This is a genomic window from Chryseobacterium sp. WLY505 (assembly GCF_030846215.1).
Classification (GTDB): domain Bacteria; phylum Bacteroidota; class Bacteroidia; order Flavobacteriales; family Weeksellaceae; genus Chryseobacterium.
The window spans coordinates 110,978-126,908 of sequence record NZ_JAVCWI010000007.1 but is presented as its reverse complement, the minus strand read 5'-3'; the positions used below and the strand labels follow the sequence as shown (position 1 = coordinate 126,908).

Annotated in this window: 13 protein-coding genes; 4 read left to right on the top strand and 9 right to left on the bottom strand. The window is 37.0% G+C overall.

The window, feature by feature from the left end; genetic code table 11:
• Positions 1 to 4: 4 nt before the first annotated feature.
• From RAH34_RS15335 to RAH34_RS15305, 7 genes are all read right to left on the bottom strand, one after another.
• Complete coding sequence (locus RAH34_RS15335; protein ID WP_306596690.1) at positions 5 to 1,138, bottom strand: glycosyltransferase; 1,134 nt, start codon at positions 1,136 to 1,138, stop codon at positions 5 to 7.
• A gap of 98 nt (positions 1,139 to 1,236) precedes the next feature.
• Positions 1,237 to 1,725 carry a hypothetical protein gene (locus tag RAH34_RS15330; RefSeq protein WP_034692627.1) on the bottom strand — a complete coding sequence of 163 codons (489 nt, stop codon included), beginning with the start codon at positions 1,723 to 1,725 and terminating at the stop codon, positions 1,237 to 1,239.
• Positions 1,726 to 1,834: 109 nt separating this feature from the next.
• On the bottom strand, positions 1,835 to 2,971 hold the full coding sequence (locus RAH34_RS15325; RefSeq protein WP_306596689.1) for a hypothetical protein: 1,137 nt from the start codon (positions 2,969 to 2,971) through the stop codon (positions 1,835 to 1,837).
• A gap of 20 nt (positions 2,972 to 2,991) precedes the next feature.
• Complete coding sequence (locus RAH34_RS15320) at positions 2,992 to 3,777, bottom strand: (Fe-S)-binding protein (RefSeq protein ID WP_034692631.1); 786 nt, start codon at positions 3,775 to 3,777, stop codon at positions 2,992 to 2,994.
• Between the two features lie 79 nt (positions 3,778 to 3,856).
• Positions 3,857 to 5,194 carry a (Fe-S)-binding protein gene (locus RAH34_RS15315; RefSeq protein ID WP_306596688.1) on the bottom strand — a complete coding sequence of 446 codons (1,338 nt, stop codon included), beginning with the start codon at positions 5,192 to 5,194 and terminating at the stop codon, positions 3,857 to 3,859.
• 8 nt (positions 5,195 to 5,202) lie between these two features.
• A complete protein-coding gene (locus tag RAH34_RS15310) occupies positions 5,203 to 6,153 on the bottom strand; it encodes an MlaD family protein (RefSeq protein WP_306596687.1) in 951 nt (316 codons plus the stop codon).
• 128 nt (positions 6,154 to 6,281) lie between these two features.
• Entirely contained in the window at positions 6,282 to 8,435 is a 2,154-nt protein-coding gene (locus RAH34_RS15305; RefSeq protein WP_306596686.1) for a SurA N-terminal domain-containing protein, read from the bottom strand.
• Positions 8,436 to 8,695: 260 nt separating this feature from the next.
• On the opposite strand from RAH34_RS15305, the gene lon reads away from it, so the two are divergent.
• Together lon and RAH34_RS15295 are read left to right on the top strand one after the other, a co-directional pair.
• Positions 8,696 to 11,101 (top strand): endopeptidase La, encoded by a 2,406-nt coding sequence (lon, locus tag RAH34_RS15300; protein WP_306596685.1) that lies wholly within the window; start codon positions 8,696 to 8,698, stop codon positions 11,099 to 11,101.
• Between the two features lie 207 nt (positions 11,102 to 11,308).
• Positions 11,309 to 12,421, top strand: coding sequence for an AI-2E family transporter (locus RAH34_RS15295; RefSeq protein ID WP_114821632.1), 1,113 nt, complete (start codon positions 11,309 to 11,311; stop codon positions 12,419 to 12,421).
• A 134-nt stretch (positions 12,422 to 12,555) separates the two neighbouring features.
• Here the strand turns inward: RAH34_RS15295 and RAH34_RS15290 are convergent, their stop codons facing one another.
• The gene (locus RAH34_RS15290) at positions 12,556 to 12,804 is read right to left on the bottom strand and encodes a hypothetical protein (protein ID WP_306596684.1); all 249 of its coding nucleotides are present in this window, start codon (positions 12,802 to 12,804) and stop codon (positions 12,556 to 12,558) included.
• A 153-nt stretch (positions 12,805 to 12,957) separates the two neighbouring features.
• Between RAH34_RS15290 and RAH34_RS15285 the strand changes: the two genes are divergently transcribed.
• Positions 12,958 to 13,335: a DoxX family protein gene (locus RAH34_RS15285; RefSeq protein WP_034692651.1), complete on the top strand. Its 378-nt coding sequence runs from the start codon at positions 12,958 to 12,960 to the stop codon at positions 13,333 to 13,335.
• A 67-nt stretch (positions 13,336 to 13,402) separates the two neighbouring features.
• Here the strand turns inward: RAH34_RS15285 and RAH34_RS15280 are convergent, their stop codons facing one another.
• Complete coding sequence (locus tag RAH34_RS15280) at positions 13,403 to 14,761, bottom strand: acyl-CoA dehydrogenase family protein (RefSeq protein WP_306596683.1); 1,359 nt, start codon at positions 14,759 to 14,761, stop codon at positions 13,403 to 13,405.
• Positions 14,762 to 14,969: 208 nt separating this feature from the next.
• Between RAH34_RS15280 and RAH34_RS15275 the strand changes: the two genes are divergently transcribed.
• Positions 14,970 to 15,881, top strand: coding sequence for a DUF4349 domain-containing protein (locus RAH34_RS15275; protein ID WP_306596682.1), 912 nt, complete (start codon positions 14,970 to 14,972; stop codon positions 15,879 to 15,881).
• The last annotated feature ends 50 nt before the right edge of the window (positions 15,882 to 15,931 follow it).

Here is a 15,931-nt window from a genome sequence, read left to right as displayed (position 1 = left end):
GTGATTATTTATCAATAGATTTTTTTACAAAATCAACGAAGGAATCTTTTATGAGTTCCCAATTATATTTTTCTTTAAATTCTTTTCGTGCATTGAGTGCGTGGGAATGATACAATTTAGGATTCCTGATATAATTAATGATCACTTCTGAGACTTCTTCAGCATTATGAGGCTCTACCAGGCTACCAAACGAAAGCTCTCCCATATGCTTCCGGATTCCTTTCAAATTTGAATAAATGACGGGTTTTCCTGCTCCCATAAAATAAAACAATTTTATCGGCAGAGAATGGTTATTTTCAAAGTTAATTTCCCTGAGATCAAAACATAGATCCGCATCAGCAAATGCTTCTGTAAATGTTTCAAAACTTGTTGGTTTTCTGATCTCAATATCATCAAAAGAATAGCTCTTCAATAATGATGAAAAGTAGAATTCATCGCTTTTCTGTACCGTTGAGCCAATAATCAGAATCCTGATATGGAGTGCAGGCAGTTTTTGACGAAGCCTGTCTATTGCCTTAAAGAAATTTTCAATTCCTTTATCTTTAGAAATCTGACCGGTATAGCATAACTTGATGACGTTCGGATCGAGTTGCTTTATACTTTCATTGATGTAAATAGAATCCGGATAATAAGGAACAACAATCTGTTTTTTAAAGCCAAAAAAATGAGCTAAAGGAAACTTTTTTGTGGTTTCTCCAAAAATGAAATGAGTACTTAAAAATCCAGCATATAGCTGAATAAGAGAAAACTTTATGGCCTGAAAAATGCTAGCCGGAAATCTGTACTTTTGAAGCATTGACATGGAAGGATACCATTCTGTAACGTCATAGATACAACTTATCTTATGCTCTTTTACAAATTTCTTTACTGCTACAACAGCCAATGGTTCAGAACAAATGATACATTCGGGATGAAAAGTATTGCAAACTTTACTGAAAGTTTCCATTTTAGTTTCTATACTTTCTTCCAGAATGGCAAAAGATTCTATTTCAATCCCTTCTATATAGCCTTTATACTCTGCATATAAACTGCATATTTTCACTTCATACCCATTATCTCTAAGAGCTTTCGCCTGATGATAAAAAATACGGTCATCATTATAGCTGTGGGAAGTCGTTAAAAAAAGTACTTTAGGCATTAGTCACTGCTCGAATCTATACAAATATACATTAAAACAAAAAAGTGGAAATATATTTTCCACTTTATGATTATTCTTTTGTATCAGCTTTACAGCGATTATTTTATAGAAGCCGCCCAACTCTTCTCCAAAGGAAGAAGGAAGTGGCTTAAAAAGTCAAGATACGTATTTTTAGAGAAGTCAAAAACCTGGATATCTTCTGCAAGTTCTCCGTTTCTCAACTTTGTTTTAAAATCAATTAATTTTAAAGTCTTCACTTCACCATTCTCCACAAAGCTTGCTTTCATCCTATCAAAAAGGCCTAATTGATATTCTTCATCAATTTCTCTCATCACCTTTCCTAAAGCATCAATGCTGCATCCTGAAGCCATTTCCTTTTCTTCATCCACACACACGATGATAAACTGATTCTTCTCAATTTTAAAGGAAGAAGAAAGGGGTTTTCCATGAGCAGCCCACGTTGCAAGGAAATCAAATAGTTTCTCCGTAATGGCTTTTGCTTCTTTTGTTTCGAAAGGTCTTGAAGCCGGGTATATAATGACTCTGTAGTCGTTGGTTTCTACAATATTAGATTCTTCGATTTTCATAATGTAAATATTTATTTTTCAAGGACTTATCAAGTATAATAAATTCTGATCACTGACCAGAACATCAATTTAACGCTGATTGAATATCCTTATCATCTTAAATACAAAATTACGCAATTTTCCCGAGTTTAAGATCATTGTATTTTTTACTCAACACATAGAGCGTCATAATGAAAAGGGGAAAAATGAATGGAAAGAAAAACCTTAATGCAGCAGACTGCGGAAAGAAGAAGAACTTGATATAGACATTCACCACGAAAAGAATGGAAATCATTCTTACCCATGCATCTTTGGAACGCCAGAAGATAATTCCAATCATAATGGCTAAGGATAAAGTTACCTTTTTGAAATAAATAATCTTGATGTAAATGATACTGAGATAGTCCATTAGACTAACGTCTATCGGGTGTGTTGAAATAATAGGTCTTCTATCGATAAAAGTGTCATAAAAGAGATCTTTCCATCCCGGATAATGATAAAACTTAATGATGGCCAGATACATGACCAGAAGAACTATTCCCTGTACAATAAAAGACACATCAATTTTCTTTTCCTGAAAATAATGGAAAAAGAAAACAGCGATAATATATGTCAGGGTGAATGTAATATAATCCGGCCGTATAAAGGTAATAACGAATAGAAGTACAAACATGGCCCATTTGCTCCATTTTTTAAGTAAACCGATAATAAAGATCAGCATAAACTGAAAAATAAACATATCCGGCGTAGAGACCCTTGACATGTACGTCATTGGTGGTAAAAGCATTGCTGCAATGGTTAATACGATAGCAAGCCAGTATTTTTTCGGGAACAGGAGTTTTAGAATATAAAATAATAATATTCCTGAAAAAAAGTAAGAAATAAGACTGGTAAACAATACGGCCATTGGCGATGATAGTCCAAGCTTATAAAACAGGGTGATCACAAGAATATACCCTACTTTGATCTGAAAATAGGGTAATTGTTCTGTAAAAGATTGTGTATTTTTTACGAAAAACTGCCTGGGAATGTCCCATTGCTTTATTCCGATAATGTCCGTATAATGTTCTGCAGGAGCCTCTTTTTTTATTTCCTCATACGTAAGGATCCGAACTTTATCAGGAGAATCCGGGAACTCGGAAGTATACATACATCCCATATAGCCCGGCATGTCCCAATCATATACTCTGTTTTGATAATTCCAGAATGTAAGAAGAGCAAGTATCGAAAGGATAAACAAAAAGGAGAGTCTCCATTTCAGCTTCATAAACCTGTATAAGATGTCAGTTATAAATCTTCTGCTTCAGCAAGAAGTTCAACGATATCTTTTACGGCAACTTCTGTATTTTTGTTAAAGTGTTTTACACCATCCGTCATCATGGTATTACAGAAAGGGCACCCTGTAGCAATTACCTTAGGTTCAAAAGATAAAGCTTCTTCCGTTCTTTCAATATTGATGTCTTTCTTTCCTTTTTCAGGTTCTTTAAACATCTGTGCACCACCTGCTCCACAGCAAAGACCATTGGTCTTGCAGCGTTTCATTTCTACAAGCTCAGCGTCCAGTTTCTCCAGAAGCATTCTTGGAGCTTCATATTCGTCATTGGCACGTCCCAGATAACATGGATCATGGAAAGTAATTTTTTTCCCTCTGAATGCACCTCCTTCAATCTTCAGTCTTCCTTCTTCCATTAAGGTTTTAAGGAACTGAGTATGGTGTACCACATCAAAGTGTCCGCCAAGGCTTGGATATTCATTTTTAAGGGTATTAAAACAGTGCGGACAAGCCGTTACGATTTTCTTTACTTCGTAAGCATTCAATACTTCAATATTGGTAAGTGCCATCATCTGGAATACAAATTCGTTTCCGGCTCTTTTTGCAGGATCTCCGGTACAGCTTTCTTCCTGTCCCAGAACTGCAAATTCAACTCCTATTTTATTTAATATCTTGCAAAATGCTTTCGTAATTTTTTTAGCACGGTCATCAAAACTTCCCGCACATCCAACCCAAAATAAAACTTCAGGGGCTTTTCCTTCGGCAGCATATTCTGCCATTGTTTTTATAGTGAAATCCATTCTAAATCAAATTTATCAATATACCAATGTAACAGTTTACCAATGATTGTTACATCGTTACATTATTTACATTGTTACATTAATTTTCGTTTGCCCAGTTCAGACGGTCAGCCTGGTTGTACTGCCATGGAGCGGCATTGTTTTCCACGTTTGTCATCATCAGATTCAGTTCCTGTGGAGCAGCAGACTGTTCCATCACCAGGAATCTTCTCATTTCAAAAATAATGGAAAGCGGATCAAGCAATACCGGACAGGCTTCCGTACATGCATTACATGTGGTACAAGCCCAAAGTTCTTCTTTTGTAATATAATCGTTCAACAGTTTTTTACCGTCATCAACGAATTTTCCGTTTTGATCAATGTTTCGTCCTACTTCTTCCAATCGGTCTCTGGTTTTCATCAGGATCAATCTCGGAGAAAGTTTTTTACCGGTAATATTAGCCGGACAAACAGAAGTACAACGTCCGCATTCTGTACATGAATAAGCATTCAGCAATTGTACCTGATTCAGATCAAAAATATCTTCGGCTCCAAATTTAGAAGGGACATCAGCCTCAGCTCCTTCAGCCGGAGCAGCATACGGATCTGCATTAGGATCCATCATTAATTTGATCTCCTTTGTTACAGACTCAAGGTTGTTGAATTTTCCTTTTTTATCAAGATTGGCATACCATGTACTTGGAAATGCCAGGATAATATGTAAATGTTTTGAATAATAAAGATAGTTCATGAAGAAAAGAATCCCTACAAAGTGGAACCACCATGCAGCTTTTTCTGTGAACATTAAAAATCCGCTATCAAAGTTGAAAATTTCTAAGAACGGAACAAACGTCATCTCACTGATCGGGAAACTTCCGTGCTCCGGTAAAACACCTCTTGATTGTAAAATAAAATCTGAAGCATTCATCATAAAGAAAGCCATCATTAAGGCGAATTCAATAATCAAAATCCAATTGGCATCATTTTTTGGCCAACCGAAAAGTTCTTTCATCGTCAATCTCTTCACTCCGTAAAAATTTCTACGGATAAAGAAAATGACAACCCCAACCACCACTAAAAGTGCCAGCACTTCTAATGTTGCAGTAAAGAAACTATAGAAGGTATGCCCGAAAATGCTTGATAAAAAGCGGTGGGTCCCAAATATTCCATCAACAACAATTTCTATTAATTCAATATTAATAATCACAAAACCTACATATACAAAAAGGTGTAAAATTCCTGCAACAGGACGTGCTGTCATTTTACTCTGTCCCATGGCTACACGGGCCATCGTTTCCCAGCGCTCTCCTTTTCTGTCGTTTCTATTGATTTCGTGACCTAACCTGATATTTCTGTAGATCTTCTGGAGACTTTTGGCAAACAGCCCAAATCCCGCCACTAATAAAATCAGGAAAATAATGTTATCGATGTACTGCATAAGGCGTATTAGTCTTTGTTATTTTTACCGAAAACCGAGAAGTTGATATATCTCTTCGGATTCGCTTTCATATCTTCGATTAATGTATTCAGATTGGAAGAAGCTGAATTCAGGTTGTTGTACAGTTGATCGTCCTTCATCAGTTTACCTAAACTTCCTTCTCCTTTATCAATACCTCCAATCACCTGATTCAATTTTCCAACGGTAGCATCCAAATTGGCAATTGTAGCATTCAACTGTTTCGTATCAATGCTCTGAGCCAGATTTCCATACTTATCTAAAGTTACTTTTCCACTCTGCATCGTAAGACTTGCGTCATCTAGCACTTTTTGAAGTTTTGGATCATTGTGCCCTACCAGTGTATTTACACTTCCTGCTGTAGACTGCAACGCTCCTACTGTTTTGTTAAGGTTGGCTAATAAAGCTTTTATTTCAGCTCTGTTTTGAGCATCAAAAACCTGATTGGCATTGGCCATTAAAGAGTCTACTCTATGCAAAACCACCTGTAGCTGATCTTTTACCGGACCAACCTGAGAAGAAAGACTTCCCAACGTTCCCAGTTTAAAAGCTCCTTTTAAGGTATCTCCGTCTTTTGCAGTCGGTCCTCCATACATAAGGTTTACTCTCATTTCTTTACCGGACATTAATCCCGGTTCAAAGATCTCCAATGATGAGTTTTTTGAAAATTCGAATTTGTTGTCAACGGTAATTTTTACGACAAAATTAATCTTTCCATCTTTTGAGGTGATAGGAATAATCTTATCTACCTGCCCTACTTTCAGACCATTAATAGACACTGCCGCAGACTGCGCCAGACCTTCTACATTGTCATATTTTGCGTAAAATATATTGTCGGTAGTAAAAAGGCTTTTCCCTTTCATAAACTGAAACAACACCACAAAGCCTACGATAGCTAGAAGTGCAATCACACCAGCTTTTAATTCTTTACTGAACTTCACTTGCTAATTTTTTTCTAATAAGCAAATATAATACATTTTAAATAAATCTTTTCCTTTATTATTCTGCCATAAATACAAAAAAAGCGACAAAAAATTTTGCCGCTTTTTATATCATTGAAATGAATTTCTTATTGTTGCTGATTTCCCAGCTTGTTCCAGATCTCGATTCTGTAATCTTCGATATCTGCATTGTCCTGAAGACTCTTCATCCAGGCCTGTCCGAACATTCCTGCATTTCTCTGAGTAAGAGATTCTGTAAACTGCTTAAGATCTCCAGGCTGTTTGTTTACAGTTTCTGACTTCTTGATCAAAACATAAACTCCTGTTCCACCTTCAACCGGGTTGGAAAGTTTACCTTTTGCAACACCGAATGCTGCACCGGCAACTTTAGGTTCCATAGCACCTGCTACTGAAGGATTCAATAGGTTCACCTGAGCTGATTGTTTTGGAGCGGCAAACAATTTAGCAATCTGATCTAAGCTTGAAGCTTTTGCTGCTGCTATTTTATCAGAAATTTGTTTGGCTGCCAGTTTATTTTTAACGATAACTTCGATCTGATCTCTTACAGATTCAGGATCTGCAAGACCAGCGTCCTGTTTTCCATTCAGATACACTACAATTTTATCACCTGTTCCGTCTACTGTAAATAATTCAGTATCTCCTTTCGATCTTTTCTTATCAAAAGCCCATGTAAGGATATCAGCATCTTTTTCAGTACCTAAGCCCTGAAGCTGACCTTCAAATCTTTTTGCTGCTTTTGGATTAGAGAACTGGTAGTTTCCTTTCTTAGCAATGTTCACGAAATCGTTGAAAGATTTCCCCTGAACCTGCTGAATGAATTTTCTTGAGTTTTTGTCTGTTTCAGCCTCAGTAGCATCTGAAGGTTTGATTGCTTTCACAAGGTTAGCAACTTTATACCCCATTGATCCTGATTTTTTATCTTCAATATTGATGATATGGTAACCGAACTGTGTTTCTACTACTCCAGTAGCTCCTTTAGGATTGTTTGCAAGATAAGCAAGGAATTCCGGAACGAAAGGTGTCTCTGGTGTTGTCCAACCAAGGCTACCTCCCTGAGCTGCAGAATTCGGGTCGCTTGAAAGCTTAAGGAATTCTGTAAATTTAGCAGGAGTAGCTTTTACAATTGCACCAATTGAGTCTGCCAATTTCTTAGCCTGCTCTTTGGTTCTAGTAACTCCTTCACCTGCAGGGCTTCCTTTGAATGCAATAAGGATATGTCTGGATAAAGTAGAATCTGAAGGTCTTTTACCTACCAGTTTAGAAACTACATATACATCTTGTTCTTTATAAGGACCAAAAGTCTGACCTACTGCTGCTGCAGTGATCTGATCTTTGATTGTTGGAGGCAATTGAGCAGGATTCAAATACTGAGGATTGAATGGTGCATCAGAATTTGCTGCTACAAACATAGAATCGTTTTTAGTATTCTGGAAGTTTTCAGTTCCTCCACTAGCATCTGTACCTCCTGAATATAATTTTGTAATTTCTTTCAGAGCTGCTGCATCATCTGCTGCACTTGGTTTAGATGGGAAAAATACGATACCGATATTTCTGCTTGGCTCAGCTTTGAACATTACAGGGTGCTTCTTGATGTAATCAGCAAGATCCTGTGTGGTAACATTGATCTTTGTTTTTTGAAGATAAGCCGTATAATCTACTTTTACAAAGTCGATATCTGCAAGCTGATCTCTCTGCTTCATCAATTCTTCAGCTTCTTTCTTACCTGTGGTAATCCCTGCTGAAAGATTAGTAAACACCTGTCTTGCCATTAGTCTGTACTCGATAGTCTTTCTTGTTTTCAACCACTGAGTATATCCCTGAGGATTGGTGTTTTGTAATGTTTCAATTTCTTTTTTAAGCTCTTGAGTTTTAAAATTACCTTTCTCATCAAAGAACTGTTGATTCTGAGCAAACATCTGATCGTACTGGATCTGATTCCAGAAATAATCATCAGTCATTTCAAAGCCAAGCTTCTCAAACTGTTGTTTGATAAGTTTAGATTGTACAAGTAACTGCCACGCCTGCTCTTCAAGACCGTTTTTCGGACGACCTTGCTGTTCAGCCTGCTGCTGCAACACGAAAAGCTGATCATTGAACTCTTCGCGGGTGATTTTCTCACCATTTACTTTTCCTAAAACGTCAGGATTCTTACCAAAAACCTTGTCGATACTATCGGGGTTCACCAGGAACGCCAAAAGCGCTAAGGCTATTACTCCCATTAAAAGCCAAGGCTTACTCCTAATCTGTCCTAAAATTGCCATTTTATAAATTATAGTTTTTTATCAGTTTGCGAAAATACACATTTTTAAGAAATTACAGAAACAGAACTGCTTTATTTTGATTTTTAATGCAAAGATTATCTAAAAAAGGAAATTTTGACCGTATTTTTAAGTAAAAAACAAATGGCATAAGTATTGTGCATTTTTAGAATATTATAATATGCCACACGTTTTCAGAGTATATTATAAAAATTTCCTTTAACGATAAAAAACGAAAATGACAATTTGTCATTCGATTGACTATGACAGAATTTGAAGATATAAGTTTAGAAGAAATGATCAGTGACGGATTTGATATCGTAACTGAAGAAATCAATCTTTCCGACTTCGCAGAGACTGATAAAAATTCCGAACAGAAAATATTCCCTATACTTCCCGTAAGAAATATGGTGATGTTCCCCAATGTGGTAATTCCTATTACTGCAGGGAGAAAAACGTCTATTCAGCTTCTTGAAGAGGCACAGAAAAACGGTGATTTTATTGGCATTGTAAGCCAGAAAAATTCGGAGCTGGAACAGCCGACCGAAAAAGACATATACACTACCGGTACACTGGCAAAGATTATTAAGATCATTAAGCTGCCGGAAGGTAATATTACAGCTATTACCAAAGGGTTTCACAGATTTAAGATAAAAAAAATCATTGATAACCAACCCTATTTCAAAGCTGAAATATCAAAATTAAAAGATACACGACCTAAAGATCAGGAGGAGTATGAAGCATTACTGGAGAACATCAAAGATCTTGCTTTAAAGATTATTGAACTGGATCCTAATATTCCTAATGCCGCCAACTTTGCGATCAAAAATATAAACAATAATGATGATCTTCTGAATTTCATCTGTACCAATGCTAATTTTTCTTCGATTGCAAAACAAAAGCTGCTTGAAGAGAAAAGTCTGATGACGAGAGCCAACCAATGCTACGAGCTGATGCACGAGGATTTCAGAAAACTGGAACTGAGAAATCAGATTCATCAGAAAACTTCAAAAGATTTAGACAAGCAACAGAGAGAATACTTCCTGAATCAACAAATCAGAACAATCCAGGAAGAACTGGGCGGCGGACCTGAAAGTGATGTGGAAGATCTGATTGCCAAGGCTAAAACAAAAAAATGGAGCAAGGAGGTAGAAGAGCATTTCCAAAAGGAAATTAGCAGGCTTCAACGTCAGAATCCTAATTCTCCGGACTATAATGTTCAGAGAAACTATCTGGATTTCTTTACCGATCTTCCCTGGGAAACTTATACAAAAGATATTTTTGATATTGCAAAAGCTGAAAAAGTACTTGATAAAGCACATTTCGGTCTGGAAGATATCAAGAAAAGAATTCTGGAGCACATGGCTGTTTTAAAATTAAAAAACAACATGAAGTCTCCTATTCTACTATTGGTGGGACCTCCGGGTGTGGGTAAAACCTCTTTAGGAAAATCTATTGCTGATGCTTTAGGAAGAAAATATGTAAGATTATCACTAGGTGGTCTTCATGACGAGAGTGAAATCCGCGGACATAGAAAAACATATATCGGAGCTATGGCGGGAAGAATTTTACAGTCTATCAAAAAATCAGGTACTTCAAATCCTGTAATTGTTCTTGATGAGATTGATAAAATCGGACAGGGTCTTCATGGGGACCCAAGCTCAGCACTCTTAGAAGTTCTTGATCCAGAGCAAAATAAGTCTTTCTATGATAATTTCCTGGAGATGGGTTATGACCTTTCAAAAGTAATGTTCATTGCGACTGCCAACTCACTTTCAACCATACAGACGCCTCTTTTAGACAGAACCGAAATTATTCAGATTGCCGGTTATACTTTGGAGGAAAAGATTGAGATAGCCAAAAGACATCTGATCAGGAAACAACAGGAGGAAAATGGTCTGGATGCGAAATCATTCAAACTTGGAAATGCAGAACTCAAACATATTATAGAAGCTCACACTTCTGAAAGCGGAGTGAGAACCCTGGAAAAAAGAATTGCAGCCATCGGAAGATGGGTAGCACTACAGACAGCTTTGGTAAAGGAGTACGATCCAAAAATTTCAGTGGAAAAAGTAGATGAGATCCTTGGAGTTCCAAGACCGAAAAGCTTATCTGAAATCACTGGAGTTCCGGGTGTGGTAACCGGTCTTGCATGGACAAGTGTAGGAGGAGATATCCTTTATATTGAAAGTATTTTAAGCAATGGTAAAGGAGCGTTAACCATGACCGGAAACCTGGGAACGGTAATGAAAGAATCTGCGACTATTGCTTTGGAATATATTAAAGCTAAGCATGATGAACTGGGTATTCCTCAGGAAGATATTGAAAAGAAAAACATCCACGTACACGTTCCTGAAGGCGCAACGCCAAAAGACGGGCCGTCTGCTGGTATTGCGATGCTGACATCAATGGTTTCTTCGTTTAAAAACAAGAAAGTAAAACCTCACCTTGCCATGACAGGAGAAATTACCTTAAGAGGGAAAGTATTACCTGTAGGCGGAATCAAAGAAAAGCTTCTTGCCGCAACAAGAGCAGGAATCAAAGATGTTATTCTTTGTGAGGCCAACAGAAAAGATGTGGAGGAAATCAAAAAAGATTATCTGAAAAATCTGAGAGTACATTACGTCAACAGAATGGAAGAAGTTATTGACATCGCCATTGAAGAATAAAACAACTTATAACATATTAACTTCTCAATAAAGAAACACGTTCTGATATTCAGGGCGTGTTTCTGTTTTAGATAAAAAATCACAATCAACCTGACTGGGTGGAATAAAATTTGATACAATCCAAGAGAATCCTGAAGGTTTGAATAAAAAATTTTTCAATTTGGAAGGGTTTTCTTATTTTTATTCCACACCGCATATTTTTAGATTATGAATTTTCTTAGACTTCCTTTCCTTGTCAAGCTTACGCTTGTGGTGGTTTCCATCATTGGACTTGGCTATCTTCTGGCATTGGGACAGAGTATTTTAGCTCCGTTTTTCCTGGCATTCCTTATGGCAATGCTGTTTCTGCCTGCAGCTACTTTTATGGAAAGAAGACTAAGATTTCCAAGGTCTATATCGACCATGACTTCAGTATTCATTATGCTGATGATTTTAGGCGGTATTATTTATTTCTTTACCAATCAGCTGTCTGATTTCAGCAAGGATCTTCCACACCTCAAGGAACAGTTTACCACTGTTTTTAACAGCCTTCAGCATTGGGTTTCCAGAACATTCAATGTGAAAGTGGATGAACAGGTGGATTATATTAACCAGGGATTAACCAAACTGTTGTCTTCTTCGGGAGTCATTTTAGGGTTTACATTCGGAATTTTTTCAACGGGCTTCGGCTTCATTATATTTTTCACCCTGTTTTTTATCTTTATTTTAAATTACAGAAGACTTTTAAATAATTTTATTGTTACGGTTTTCAACGAAAGACATAAAGCGAGTGTACAGGAAGCCGTGAACGAGATCCGGATTATGACAAAGAAATACATCTTCGGACTCTTTCTTCAGGTGATTATCGTTTCCATTTTAACATCCACTCTTCTTACCATTCTGGGAGTAAAATATGCTATTCTTCTGGGAGTTCTGACAGGATTGTTAAACGTTATTCCATATCTGGGAATTTTCATTTCCCTTTTGATTTCCTGTTTTATAGCGTTTGCCACTTCTACGCCTTCAACCTGTATTTATGTTGCTTTGGGGTATATTGCCATTCATGCTGTAGATGGAAATATTGTCCTACCATTTGTGGTGGGGTCTAAAGTAAAGATCAACGCTTTATTTTCTTTTATTGGAATCCTTTTAGGAGAACATCTTTGGGGAATTGCGGGAATGTTCCTGTGTATTCCGGCCATTGCAATTATAAAAATCATCTGTGAAAGAGTGGATGATCTCAAACCTTGGGGAAGACTACTCGGAGAAGAGCCCAAACCTCACAAGAAGAAAAAAAGCTACAAAATTTCCAAGAATATCACTTTGAAGGAAATGGACTAGAATATGAGTAATGAGTAATAAGTAATGAGTAATAAGCATTGGGTAATAATGGACATATTTCTAACTTTGAATGCTTACATATTAAACTTTAAATAAAAAGACTGCCTTTTTCGAGACAGTCTTTTTTATTTTATTTATGGAAGAGCACACAAAGGGCTCATTCCATTTGGACAAGTTTCCGTACAAAGAATATAAGACTGGCTGTCAGGACAATATCCATAAGAAGGTCCGCCAGGATCTCCACTCGGACCACCTAAGCAAGGATCACCTGGTGGAATTTTACATGGGCAGCCAATGGGGCCTATATCACATTTTCCAATTCCTCCGCCTCCCTGGATTTCTCTCAAATCCGTACGGTTTAATTTTCTAAGATTTTTCAACATAATAGTATGAGTTTAGTTTGAATTTCAAATATAAAAAATGAAATTATCCAAAACACAACATTAACCTATCATTAACGTTAATTACATATTTTTTATAAAAATACAATCAACGAATCCTATTTTTATTTTACATTTGATATAAAATCATCAATCATGAAAATAGTAAAATTCATTTTATGTTTACTTTTCGGGCTTATGTTTATTAATGCCGGATTAAACAAGTTTTTCAATTATATGCCGATGGAGAAACCTACGCCTGAACAGATGAAACTTTTCGCTGCTTTTGGAGAAATCAGCTGGCTGATGCCTTTAGTGGGCATTGTAGAAGTTATTGGCGGATTATTATTTATTTTTCCAAAAACAAGAGCATTAGGTGCCATTGTTATTTTACCTGTCATGGTAGGAATTGTCACCCATGTTTTCACGATGGATAAATCTCCTATGGGAATGGGTATTGCCGGAGTGATGTTTCTGATCAACCTATGGATGATTATTGACAACAAGGAAAAATATAAACATTTAGTTTCATAAGGCGGCAGATGATAGGTTGCAGGTTGCAGCACCTACAACCTATTACCTGCCATCTGCTACCTGTCACCTATACGAAAGCACTGAAACCTGTAATCGATCGTCCTACGATGAGCGAGTTGATTTCTTTTGTTCCTTCGTAAGAATAAATGGCTTCTGCATCGGCCACAAACCGGGCCACATCGTACTCGAGCAGAATTCCATTCCCTCCCATTACTTCTCTTGCTCTGGAAACAATGTCTCTTGTTCTGAGGGTACAGAAAACTTTGGCTAAAGAAGCGTGTTCATCTTTTAAAATTCCTTCATCCTGCATTTCAGACAGTCTGAAAACCATCGTCTGCATAGCAGTAAGATTGGACAACATTTCCACCAGATGTCCCTGAATCATTTGGAATGAGGCAATAGGTCTTCCAAACTGTTCTCTTTTTCGGGTATAATCTAAAGCACTTTCGTAAGCTCCGCGTGCACAACCTGTGGCCATCCATGCTACTCCAGCTCTTGTCATTCTCAGTACTTTTCCTGTATCTTTAAAGGAATTGGCATTCTGCAGACGGTTTTCTTCGGTAACGAGACAGTCTTTTAAGGTAATCAATCCGTTCTGAACAATTCTTAACGCCATTTTTCCTTTGATCTTTTCTACAGAATATCCCGGATTATCTTTTTCTACAATAAATCCTTTTACTTCTCCGCTATCCAGATCTCTTGCCCAGATAATGATCAGATCAGCGAAAGTAGCATTTCCGATCCATTTTTTCTGGCCATTAAGAATCCAGCCTTCCGGTGTTTTTTTACAGGTTACCGTAAGTCCGCCCGCTGCTCCGGATCCAACTTCCGGCTCCGTAAGCCCAAAGGCACCAATTTTTTCAAATTTCTGCATCTGCGGAAGCCATTTTTGCTTCTGTTCTTCAGATCCGCAAATATAAATAGAACCCATTGCCAATCCGGATTGTACTCCGAAAAAAGTGGCAATAGAAGCATCTACTCTTGCCATCTCCATGGCAATAACACCTTCCATCAGAAAAGGCATTCCCGGACATCCATAGCCTTCATAAGTAACTCCGCAGATATCCAGTTTTTGAAATTTTGGGATCAGCTCAAAAGGGAATTCATCTCTGAGCCAGTAGTGATTGACCAGAGGTTTAACTTCTTTTTCCATGAATGCTCTGACTTTCAGTTGAATTTCACGCTGTTCCGGAGTAAGAGTATGGTAGATATCATAAAAATCTCCGTCAATAGGTGGAAGTTCTTTCTTTTTCTTTTCGGGATCAAGCATTTTCATAAGCCCGGAAAGCTGTTTATCATCCAGTTTTGAGAAATTCTGCATCAGTTTTGGCAAATCTACCTTTTGAGAGATAGAGCTCAACTGATCGAAATCTATGGATCTAAATAATTCTAATGCGTTTCTGATTTTGGAAAAAGTATTTGACATAGTGATAGATTGTAGTTTTGGTTTGTAAAAGATAAGCAAAAATTGCTCCGAAAGCAATGATTAAGACTCTAGCCTATTTTACAAAACACTAAATTTCAACTCATTACAAGTAAAAATTTTATTTACAAGCTTTTTACTTTTGATTTTCAAGTGTTACAAAAGATCCTGCCTGAACTTTGACTCAAGCAAAACAATAAAAATCAACGCTATGAAAACTACTTACATTACATTATCTCTATCTGCTGCTCTTTTATTAGGAATTTATTCGTGTAAAAAGGGAGAAGTTTCCTCTAAAGACCTTGAAGCTTATGCTACTACCGATTCTGCTGCTGTTGTGGTTTCGGACAGTATTTCATCTGTTGCAGATATGAAAGTAAAAGACAAGCAGTTTATCAAGACTGCCGATGTGAATATGGAAGTAAAAGACGTGTATAATGCGACAATTGCTATTGAAAAATCTGTACAGGAGCTTGGTGGTTTTGTTACCAATAGTAATCTTCAAAGTAACGTGATTTCTGAAAACACCTACAACACTTCCAATGAAGAGGCGATGCTGGTTAAAAAATATCAGACAGAAAACAGAATGCAGGTACGTATTCCTACGGAAAAGCTTGGAGAACTGTTGACAGCGATCAATACAAACAAGCTATTTCTTAATTCAAGAGCTATCAATGCAGAAGATGTAACAGCTAACATCAAGTATTCTGAACTGGAAGGAAAGAGAAATCAAAAGACTTCAGAGAACATCAGTAAGCTGAAAACCAATAAAGATAAAGTGACGCTGGATGACGAGAATATGTCTGAAGGAAATCTTCAAAAGCTCTCCAGCATGAACATGACGGATGATCTGAAATACAGCACGATTGACATTTACATCAAAGAGCCTCAGTTGCGTATTGCAGAAATTGCTGTTACCAACACTACAAGTATTGATAATAAGTATAAATACAATTTCATCTATGATGCTAAAGATGGCTTTGTGTATGGATTTTACCTGATTCAGAGAATTATCGTTGCTCTTATCAATGTATGGCCTCTTGTATTAATTGCTGCTGCAATCCTCTATTTTTTAAGAAGAAGAAAAATTTCAAAACCTGAGTATTCAAAAAGCCAGGAATAAAAAAAACTATCCTAACCAATTGGTTATCATCATAATTTTAGATTTTACAG